Source organism: Streptococcus sp. AS20, from assembly GCF_000524255.1.
GTDB lineage: Bacteria > Bacillota > Bacilli > Lactobacillales > Streptococcaceae > Streptococcus > Streptococcus constellatus.
Genome location: NZ_JANS01000013.1, coordinates 65,296 through 75,779 on the forward strand (window position 1 = coordinate 65,296; position 10,484 = coordinate 75,779).

The 10,484-nt window shown below is 37.0% G+C and carries 8 protein-coding genes; 7 read left to right on the forward strand and 1 reads right to left on the reverse strand.

The features are described 5' to 3' along the window. Positions 1-88: 88 nt before the first annotated feature. Entirely contained in the window at positions 89-931 is an 843-nt protein-coding gene (locus HMPREF1514_RS08100; protein WP_003068529.1) for a glycoside hydrolase family 25 protein, read from the reverse strand. 299 nt (positions 932-1,230) lie between these two features. Between HMPREF1514_RS08100 and ftsW the strand changes: the two genes are divergently transcribed. From ftsW to HMPREF1514_RS08135, 7 genes are all read left to right on the forward strand, one after another. Beyond that, entirely contained in the window at positions 1,231-2,463 is a 1,233-nt protein-coding gene (ftsW, locus tag HMPREF1514_RS08105; protein ID WP_037598597.1) for a cell division peptidoglycan polymerase FtsW, read from the forward strand. Positions 2,464-2,501: 38 nt separating this feature from the next. Then, on the forward strand, positions 2,502-5,201 hold the full coding sequence (gene ppc, locus HMPREF1514_RS08110) for a phosphoenolpyruvate carboxylase (RefSeq protein WP_037598599.1): 2,700 nt from the start codon (positions 2,502-2,504) through the stop codon (positions 5,199-5,201). A gap of 125 nt (positions 5,202-5,326) precedes the next feature. Further along, positions 5,327-5,797, forward strand: coding sequence for an RNA polymerase sigma factor (locus HMPREF1514_RS08115; protein ID WP_051426780.1), 471 nt, complete (start codon positions 5,327-5,329; stop codon positions 5,795-5,797). Continuing rightward, entirely contained in the window at positions 5,784-6,755 is a 972-nt protein-coding gene (locus HMPREF1514_RS08120) for an anti sigma factor C-terminal domain-containing protein (RefSeq protein ID WP_037598605.1), read from the forward strand. The genes HMPREF1514_RS08115 and HMPREF1514_RS08120 overlap by 14 nt, the downstream gene beginning before the upstream one ends. Before the next feature lie 123 nt (positions 6,756-6,878). Further along, a complete protein-coding gene (gene tuf, locus HMPREF1514_RS08125) occupies positions 6,879-8,075 on the forward strand; it encodes an elongation factor Tu (protein WP_003023932.1) in 1,197 nt (398 codons plus the stop codon). Positions 8,076-8,231: 156 nt separating this feature from the next. Further along, on the forward strand, positions 8,232-8,990 hold the full coding sequence (tpiA, locus tag HMPREF1514_RS08130) for a triose-phosphate isomerase (RefSeq protein WP_003042344.1): 759 nt from the start codon (positions 8,232-8,234) through the stop codon (positions 8,988-8,990). A 66-nt stretch (positions 8,991-9,056) separates the two neighbouring features. Further along, a partial coding sequence (locus HMPREF1514_RS08135) for a GH25 family lysozyme (protein WP_037598607.1) occupies positions 9,057-10,484 on the forward strand: 1,428 nt, incomplete at its 3' end.

The following is a 10,484-nucleotide window of genomic DNA, read 5'->3' on the forward strand; positions in this document are numbered from 1 at the left end:
TATCATATTTAGAAACAAGAAAGTAGTGATAAATGGAGTAGAAGAAGAGAAAAACTCTGTAAAGTTTTTACTGAAAACCATTACAGAGTCATTGTTTTCTATTACCAAATAATTTTTTAAACGTTTTTGTCTGATTTTTTAAAGGAGACAGTTGATTGAGATCGACATCATGTGCAAAACCACTAATTGAACCTTGTGATGTGTATTGATGTAAATCGTATTTCAAGTCTGTCTTAGGAGCTGCGTTGTAATAACCATCATTGTAGCCATAAGTTGGAATCCAAATCGCTGTAAATTTTTTGGTGGAAATACTATGTTCTTCAAGAAAATAGGTTCCGACATAAATCCCAATATTTTTAGCACCTAATGATGCTAACTTAGCACGAAAAGCTTCAACGCCAGCATTCATGTCCTCCATAGTTTTTTCTTCAACATCTAGCCAGTAGTAAGTCGGTTTGTATTTTGAAGCAGCCTTATAAAAACTTTCGGCAGCTTTTTGCATTTCTTTCTTACTGCTACCAGCAACATAAGCGTAAACAGCGACAGGGATATTTCGCTTTTGAAATTCTTCGATATGTCGTTGATAGGACTTGTCAATCCCATTTAGATGTGTAGCAGCATTTTCTTTTTTTGCTTGTGCTCCGCTATGCACGCGTATAATGGCGCCAGAGATATTTTTCGCTAATTGATCATAATCGATATCACTTGGTAGTTGCCAACCTGACAGGTCAATAATCGGTTTGTAGGTCTTATCTTCCTTGTTAGAATCAGAAATATCAGCTTGTTTTGGAGTGATAGTGGATGATTGCTCAATGGCAGCCTTTTGCTGTTTAGTTTCCTTGCTTTCTGAATAATGCTTCGCTCCTAAAATAATCGTAATAAAGCTCACAAAAAAGACAAAGACAACAAGCGGTTTAATCCTCTTTCTCATATAAATTTATTTTAACGTAAAGTCAGATAAAAAGCAAAATAAATTAGTAGAAAATAAGTATTTGTCATCAAATTGAAATATTAAAGAAAGCGGTTTATTGAGTACGATCAAGCTATTTGTGTATAAATACTTTTTCAAGCTCAAAATGTGACAGTAAATTTCATAGCCTTGTTCTTTTTTTAGTTAAAGTTTAGCCTAGATAACAAAAGGATTTCGAAAACGCCGTTCGTTAAATACTTTTATTTTACCCTGAAAAATGGTATAATGTTCGGTGAAAATTTTAAAATAATAGGTGAACTATGAAAATTGATAAACGCCACCTACTGAATTATTCCATTTTAATTCCTTATTTGATTTTATCTATTTTAGGACTGATAGTTGTTTATTCGACGTCAAGTGCTACTCTAGTACAGGTAGGAGCCAATTCTCTCAAATCTGTTTTAAATCAAGGAATTTTTTGGATAATCAGTTTGCTTGCTATTGCTTTAATTTATAAAATAAAGTTAGATTTCTTGAAAAACAATCGATTGATTGTCATTGTTATTTTTGTGGAAATCTTGCTCTTAATTTTATCACGTGTCCTTGGTGCACGAATCAATGGAGCACACGGTTGGTTACGTTTTGGTGGTTTTAGCATTCAGCCAGCTGAATATTTAAAAATCATTCTGGTTTGGTTCCTAGCGCTGCGTTTTTCTCATCAGCAAGATGAAATCGCAACTTATGACTATCAGGCTTTGACGCGAAATCAACTGATTCCGCGTGCACTGAACGATTGGCGCATTCTTGCTAGCGTGCTAATCGGAATCGTGGCTGCCTTGCCTGATTTAGGAAATGCGACCATTCTTTTGCTGACGACCATGATTATGGTAACGGTTAGTGGGATTGGTTATCGTTGGTTTTCAACTCTTCTCGGAGTGCTGGTCACTCTTTCTACAGTTGTTTTAACCAGTATTTGGCTCATTGGTGTGGAAAAAGTCGCTAAGGTTCCTGTGTTTGGGTATGTAGCAAAACGATTTAGTGCCTTTTTTAATCCATTTAAGGATCTGTCAGGTGCAGGTCACCAGCTAGCTAATTCCTATTATGCTATGAGTAATGGCGGTTGGTTTGGCTTAGGATTGGGAAACTCTATTGAGAAACGCGGATATTTGCCAGAAGCACAGACAGATTTCGTTTTTTCCATTGTTATTGAAGAATTTGGCTTTATTGGTGCCAGCTTGATTTTAGCTCTTTTATTTTTCCTTATTCTACGGATCATTCTGGTGGGAATACGAGCGAAAGATCCTTTCAATTCTATGATGGCTCTTGGTGTTGGTGGAATGTTACTGACGCAAACCTTTGTCAATATTGGGGGAATTTCAGGTTTGATTCCATCGACTGGTGTGACCTTCCCATTCTTGTCACAAGGTGGAAATAGCCTGTTGGTATTATCTGTTGCAATTGCTTTTGTGTTAAATATTGATGCCAATGAAAAACGAGAAAGTTTGTATAGGGAAATAGAAGAAACCAATCACGGTTTAAGAGTTGTTCGCTAACTTGAGATTGTGCAAAAGCTTACTGAAAGGTGTAGATCATGTCACTTCAAAAATTAGAAAATTACAATAATAAAGAAGTCATCCAAGAAGAAGTTACGATTTTGACGGACTTACTGGAAGAAGTTACACAAAATATGTTAAGTCCTGAAACCTTTGAAAAAATCATCGCTTTAAAAGAATTGGCAGCAGTTGGAAATTACGAAGGATTAAATGAAATTGTTCAGAATCTGTCGAACAAGGAAATGTCCTATATTTCACGTTATTTTTCTATCTTGCCTCTTTTGATCAATATTTCAGAAGACGTTGATTTAGCTTTTGAGATTAACTATCAAAATAATGTTGGTCAAGATTATCTTGGAAAATTATCCACAACAATTGATTTAGTTGCTGAAAAGGAAAATGCTGCTGAAATTTTAGAGCATTTAAATGTTGTACCTGTTTTAACAGCTCACCCAACTCAAGTGCAACGGACGACTATGTTGGATTTAACCAATCACATTCATGTCTTGTTACGTAAATACCGTGATGTGCGAATGGGCTTGCTCAATGAAGAAAAATGGCATAATGATCTTCGGCGATATATAGAAATTATCATGCGCACGGATATGATTCGTGAGAAAAAATTAAAAGTGACGAATGAAATCACTAATGTGATGGAATACTACAACAGTTCTTTCTTACAGGCAGTGACCAATCTAACAGAAGAATACAAGCGTCTAGCTAAAAAACATGGAATTGACTTAAAAAATCCAACCCCTATTACAATGGGAATGTGGATTGGTGGCGACCGAGATGGGAATCCGTATGTTACATCTGAAACGCTTAAAAAATCAGCTTTGACACAATGCGAAGTGATTATGAATTATTACGATACAAAAGTTGCTAACCTGTATCGTGAGTTTTCTTTGTCAACTGGTATCGTAAAAGTCAGTGAAGCGGTACAGGAAATGGCTTATTTATCAGAGGATAATTCTATTTACCGCGAAAAAGAATTGTATCGTCGCGCTTTATACTATATTCAAACAAAATTAAAGAATACAAAGGCTTACTTTATTGATCAGATAAAGACAGAGCCACATTACCACAAAATTGAAGAATTTAAACATGATTTGTTAGCGATTAAACAATCTCTTTTTGAGAATAAAAGCGAAGCAATGATTTCTGGCGAATTTACTGAATTATTGCAAGCGGTAGAAGTATTTGGTTTTTACCTTGCTTCTATCGATATGCGTCAAGATTCCAGTGTTCATGAAGCCTGCGTTGCGGAGTTGTTAGCAAGTGCAGGAATTGTGGAGAATTACAGCGAGCTTTCTGAGGACGAAAAATGTCATGTTCTGCTGAATGAACTTCTCTATGATCCACGGATTCTTTCTGCAACACACGCTAAAAGATCAGATCTTTTACAAAAAGAATTAGAAATTTTTCAGACAGCACGTGAGTTGAAAGACAAGCTAGGGGATGCTGTCATTAAGCAAACCATTATTTCTCATGCAACAAGTGTGTCTGACCTTTTAGAGTTGGCGGTTATGCATAAAGAAGTTGGTCTTATTGATAGGGAATTTGCGCGTGTGCAGATCGTGCCACTCTTTGAAACGATTGAGGATTTGGATAATTCTTATGAGACGATGAAGAAATATTTATCTCTTCCAATTGCTCAGAAATGGATCGCCTCCAATAATAACTATCAAGAAATCATGCTTGGTTATTCGGATAGCAATAAAGACGGTGGTTACTTGTCATCCTGCTGGACTCTCTATAAAGCTCAACAGCAATTGACCGCTATCGGAGATGAATTTGGTGTGAAGATTACATTCTTTCATGGTCGTGGTGGAACGGTCGGTCGTGGTGGTGGACCTACTTATGAAGCTATCACCGCTCAACCTCTCCGCAGTATCAATGACCGAATTCGCCTGACAGAGCAAGGAGAAGTTATTGGCAATAAATACGGAAATAAAGACGCTGCTTATTACAATTTAGAAATGCTGGTTTCGGCAACGATTAACCGTATGATTACTAAGAAAAAAAGTGATACCAACACTTCAAATCGTTATGAATATATTATGGATCAAGTAGTAAAACGGAGTTATCAAATTTATCGTGACCTGGTTTTTGGCAATGAGCATTTTTATGATTATTTCTTTGAATCAAGCCCGATTAAAGCTATTTCCAGCTTTAATATTGGGTCGCGACCAGCTGCGCGTAAGACAATTACCGAAATAGGTGGCTTGCGTGCCATTCCGTGGGTCTTTTCATGGTCCCAAAGCCGAGTGATGTTCCCAGGTTGGTATGGCGTCGGATCCAGCTTTAAAGAATTTATTGATGAAAATCCAAAAGAAAATCTAGCTTTCTTAAGAAAGATGTATAAAAACTGGCCTTTCTTCCAATCGCTTTTGTCCAATGTGGACATGGTGCTGTCTAAGTCGAATATGAATATCGCCTTTGAATATGCAAAACTATGCGAAGATGAAAAAGTTCAAGAAATCTATTACACAATCTTAGATGAGTGGCAGTTGACCAAGAATGTCATTCTTGCTATTGAAGATTATGATGAACTGTTAGAGGAAAATCCATACTTGCGAGACAGTTTGGATTACCGCATGCGTTATTTTAATATCTTGAATTATATTCAGCTAGAACTCATCAAACGCCAACGCCGTGGGGAGTTATCTCCTGACGAAGAAAGGTTGATTCACGTCACAATCAATGGAATTGCGACTGGACTGAGAAATTCAGGCTGATGAAGAATAAAAAATCGGAAATAGTCCGATTTTTTTATATTTTTGTAACCAGAAACGCTTTCAATTCGTTATACTAGTGAAGGAAGGGGGATGAGAATATCAAATTAGATGATTATGAAAAAGTCTTGATTGCCTTTGCGAAAGAAATCGTCTATTATCTGCAAGGCTCAGGCGTTCCAAAAGAGCAAGCAGAAGACGTTGTTCAAGATGTTTTTATCAAAATGCTAGAGTCTGATTTTGTCATCCCTGCTGAAAAAATGCGAGCTTGGATGTATCGTGTGTCTATTCGCCGTTATATTGATAAATACCGGCGTGATAAGCATTATATGGAAATCCTGAGACGAGATTTTTTTACAAAGGGAAATCAATTGATTGTTGAAGGATCAGACTACGACTTTCTCATGGAGGAGGTGGAAAAGTTGCCCACACAGGATAAAATCATGTTGGACCTTTATTATTTTCAAGGGTTTTCAACAGGAGAAATAGCAGAAGTACTCCATTATTCTAAGAGCAAAGTCAAAGTTCAGCTCATGCGCAGTCGAAAGAAACTTCGACAGATTTTGGAAAAGAAAGGATATCATCATGGAAACATTTGAAATCGTTGCGAAGAAAAGTAGGAGAAGAAATACAAAGAAAATTCTTTTATTATCAATAGCAGTTGTGTTATCTGTTGTCGGTATTTACACAGCTACAAGAACCATATTGGAGAAAATGGCAATACATCATATGACAGAAGTCACGAACTATTATGAAAATAGATCGCAAATTGCTTATCCAAATATTTATTCAAGCAATAATATTCATGCTACAAATGATTTTTCCAATTTATATCAATTGACTCGTTCTAAAGATTTAGACGGAGTTATCGTTCCCTATGATACTGTAACCGCATCAGCTGGACCAAATTTTGAAAAAATTGATCACATGGCTGATTCTGTAATCCTTAGTAGTGGTGTTAATAATAATGTTATGGCATTTAATGCTGGGCGACGTGTAAAGATTCCTCTTTTTTTTAACATAAAAAATAATGATGAAACCGACATAATGGCAAAGCCATCCCAAGAATTACCTCTAGTTTCTGAAATGAAAGGGCAATTAGTCGAAGTAGCTGTAACTTTTGATAAACCTTATACTTATTCTGAATTACAAACCATGCTGCCTTCCAATTTGAAAGCTAATTGGTATTGGCTTGGTACATACTCAAACTATAATACTGCAAGCTTGGATATTAGTAACTTATTTGGTTTTAAAGTAATCAAAGATGATATAAAATATAGCTTCGATGTTTTTCAAACACATCTTAAAAATTCATTAAAAGATAAGCATGGTTTAATAAATATAAGTACTTCAAAAGGGGAAATTTATAGTACAAAAAAAGAATTGGATTATCTTAATAAGACATTTAAAAATATTGAAAATTGTAAATTCTCAGGTGTCATCTTGACAGGAAAAGCTGAAAATTTTGCACAGTTGGAAGGTAAGGAGTGGATTTATGCATCAAGCATTGGAGCTTCTATACCAAATCAACCATACTACAAGTTGGACAAAGAATAAATTGATAAAAAAGGCGTAAAACACTTGCAATTTGAAGAAAATTTGATAAAATAATAAAGAAAGTTAGACTGTATTGCCTACTGTCTATCTATAAAATATATTTTATTGGAGGCTTTTACTCAAATGGCAAAAGAAAAATACGATCGTAGTAAACCACACGTTAACATCGGTACAATCGGACACGTTGACCATGGTAAAACTACCCTAACTGCAGCTATCACGACTGTACTTGCACGTCGTCTTCCAAGTTCAGTTAACCAACCAAAAGATTATTCATCTATTGATGCTGCTCCAGAAGAACGCGAACGCGGAATCACTATCAACACTGCACACGTTGAGTATGAAACTGCTAAACGTCACTATGCTCACATCGATGCTCCAGGACACGCGGACTACGTTAAAAACATGATTACTGGTGCTGCTCAAATGGACGGAGCTATCCTCGTAGTAGCTTCAACTGATGGACCAATGCCTCAAACTCGTGAACATATCCTTCTTTCACGTCAAGTAGGTGTTAAATACCTTATCGTCTTCATGAACAAAGTTGACTTGGTTGACGATGAAGAATTGCTTGAATTGGTTGAAATGGAAATCCGTGACCTTCTTTCAGAATACGATTTCCCAGGTGATGAAATCCCAGTTATCCAAGGTTCAGCTCTTAAAGCTCTTGAAGGTGATGAAAAATATGAAGACATCATCATGGAATTGATGGATACTGTTGATGAATACATTCCAGAACCAGAACGTGACACTGACAAACCACTTCTTCTTCCAGTCGAAGATGTATTCTCAATCACTGGACGTGGTACTGTTGCTTCAGGACGTATCGACCGTGGTACTGTTAAAGTCAATGATGAAGTTGAAATTGTTGGTATTCGTGACGAAATCCAAAAAGCAGTTGTTACTGGTGTTGAAATGTTCCGTAAACAATTGGACGAAGGTCTTGCTGGAGATAACGTAGGGGTTCTTCTTCGTGGTATCCAACGTGACGAAATCGAACGTGGACAAGTTCTTGCTAAACCAGGTTCAATTCATCCACACACTAAATTCAAAGGTGAAGTTTACATCCTTACTAAAGAAGAAGGTGGACGTCATACTCCATTCTTCAACAACTACCGTCCTCAATTCTACTTCCGTACTACAGACGTTACAGGTTCAATCGAACTTCCTGCAGGTACTGAGATGGTAATGCCTGGTGATAACGTAACAATTGATGTTGAGTTGATCCACCCAATTGCCGTAGAACAAGGAACTACATTCTCTATCCGTGAAGGTGGACGTACTGTAGGTTCAGGTATGGTTACAGAAATCGAAGCTTAATTCAGTTAAGTTCCCAGATGAACAATTAAAGTCAGACAAACGAGCTCCGCTATTGCGGGGCTTTCTTTTTTATGATTTCATTAGACTCAGTCTTTATTTCTCTATTAAATTATGGTAAAATGATAGATGTAAATAAAAAAAGAAGAGGTATGTGAAATGTCACGTAAACCATTTATCGCTGGTAACTGGAAAATGAACAAAAATCCAGAAGAAGCTAAAGCATTTGTTGAAGCAGTAGCTTCTAAATTGCCTTCATCAGAACTTGTTGAAGCTGGTATCGCAGCTCCAGCCCTTGACTTGTCAACAGTTCTTGCAGCTGCTAAGGGTTCTGATCTTAAAATTGCCGCAGAAAACTGCTATTTTGAAGATGCTGGTGCTTTCACTGGTGAAAACAGCCCTAAAGTGTTGGCTGAAATGGGCACAGATTATGTTGTAATTGGTCACTCAGAACGTCGTGAATACTTCCATGAGACAGATGAAGATATCAACAAAAAAGCAAAAGCAATCTTTGCAAATGGGATGCTTCCAATTATTTGTTGTGGTGAAACACTTGAAACTTATGAAGCAGGTAAAGCTGCTGAATTCGTAGGTGGACAAGTTTCAGCCGCTCTTGCTGGCTTATCAGAAGAACAAGTTTCTTCACTTGTTATCGCATATGAACCAATCTGGGCTATTGGTACTGGTAAATCAGCTAGCCAAGATGACGCACAAAAAATGTGTAAAGTTGTTCGTGACACAGTTGCAGCAGATTTTGGCCAAGCAGTAGCGGATAAAGTTCGTGTACAATACGGCGGCTCAGTAAAACCTAACAATGTTGCTGAATACATGGCTTGCCCAGATGTTGATGGCGCTCTTGTTGGTGGTGCATCACTTGAAGCAGAAAGTTTCCTTGCGTTATTAGACTTTGTGAAATAATTCTTATAAAAAGTGATCAGCTTGCTAGACTTTTATAGCAGGCTGATTTTAAAATGGAGAACAAAAGTGAGAAAGAAAAGTTTATTTTATTTAACAAGCACAGCTATTTTAATTGCAGCTAGTTCGCATCAAGTTTTTGCCGCTGAATCCGTAAAAGCTTCTACTTCAGAAACAACAGTAGAGCTCAATAAACAAGAAGCTGATTCTTCACCTAAATTCCAAACAAAAGAAGCTACTCATACATCTCCAGTAAATCAAGTAACTTCATCTTCTTCATCTGAAAATGAAGTAACTGATTCCTCGACTGCTTTAACTGAGGCTAAAGCGTCTAAAGAAAAATCAGTTGTGAAAGAAAATCCAGTAGTTGCAAATGAGACTAAAAAAGACAATAAATCAACTTTTTTTGCTGCGCAAAATAATCAAGCAACAGCTAGGAGTAATACTGATGCACAAGTGAAAAAATCAACTTTTGTAGATGTCAGTAGTCATAATGGTCACATCAGCAAAGAAGATTATCAGCGCTTAGCTGAAAAAGGAGTAAGTGGCGTTGTTGTTAAACTAACAGAAGGAACGAGCTATAAAAATCCTTATGCAATTTCTCAATCACAAAATGCACAAGCTGCGGGTATGCAAGTCTCAGCTTATGCTTTTTCTCACTATACTAATGAAGCAGAAGCAAGAGCAGAAGCGCGCTATTTTGCAAAGGAAGCAAGGAGATTAAAACTTCCGTCATCAACTGTTATGGTAAATGATATTGAAGATTCCGATATGCTTTCGAATATCAATACAAGCACTCAAGCTTGGGCGGATGAAATGCGGCGTATGGGTTTTTCCAATTTGATGTACTATACAAGTGCAAGTTGGCTTGATCGAAACAATCTCAGAACGAAAGGACCAATCCAAACAGAGAGGTTTGGTTTAGAGAATTTCTGGGTAGCCCAATATCCAACTTCAAAATTAAGTGCTGATGATGCAAAAACATTGAAATATAATAGTGAAGCAGGGGCTTGGCAGTTTACTTCGCAAGCTGAGTTGCTACCTGGTCGCCACGTGTTTGATCAAAGCGTTGATTATACTGGACGTTTTACTGATCATGCACCTATTGCAAAAAATGCTTTATCCGGAACGATTACTATTAAAAATAATAATCCTGAAACAGGAACCTTTGATGTGATTGTCTCAAATGTCGGTGCACCTTATGGCGTTCGTGAAGTGAAAGTGCCAATTTGGTCCAGTGTCAATGGTCAAGATGATATTATTTGGTATACAGCTGCTAGACAATCTGATGGAACTTATAAAGTAACGGTTAAGGCAAGTAATCACAAAAACTCGGTTGGTGAGTATAATATCCATCTTTACTATGTTCAAAATGATGGCCAATTAGTTGGTGTGACTGGAACGAAAACAACTGTATCCATTGGTAAGCCCAAAGGAACAATTACCATTCAAAACAACAATCCCAATACAGGAACCTTTGATGTGATTGTATCAGGA

Coding starts and splice junctions, on each gene's coding strand:
- HMPREF1514_RS08100 (WP_003068529.1), bottom strand. CDS start 931: ATGAGAAAGAGGATTAAACCGCTTGTTGTCTTTGTCTTTTTTGTGAGC.
- ftsW (WP_037598597.1), top strand. CDS start 1,231: ATGAAAATTGATAAACGCCACCTACTGAATTATTCCATTTTAATTCCT.
- ppc (WP_037598599.1), top strand. CDS start 2,502: ATGTCACTTCAAAAATTAGAAAATTACAATAATAAAGAAGTCATCCAA.
- HMPREF1514_RS08120 (WP_037598605.1), top strand. CDS start 5,784: ATGGAAACATTTGAAATCGTTGCGAAGAAAAGTAGGAGAAGAAATACA.
- tuf (WP_003023932.1), top strand. CDS start 6,879: ATGGCAAAAGAAAAATACGATCGTAGTAAACCACACGTTAACATCGGT.
- tpiA (WP_003042344.1), top strand. CDS start 8,232: ATGTCACGTAAACCATTTATCGCTGGTAACTGGAAAATGAACAAAAAT.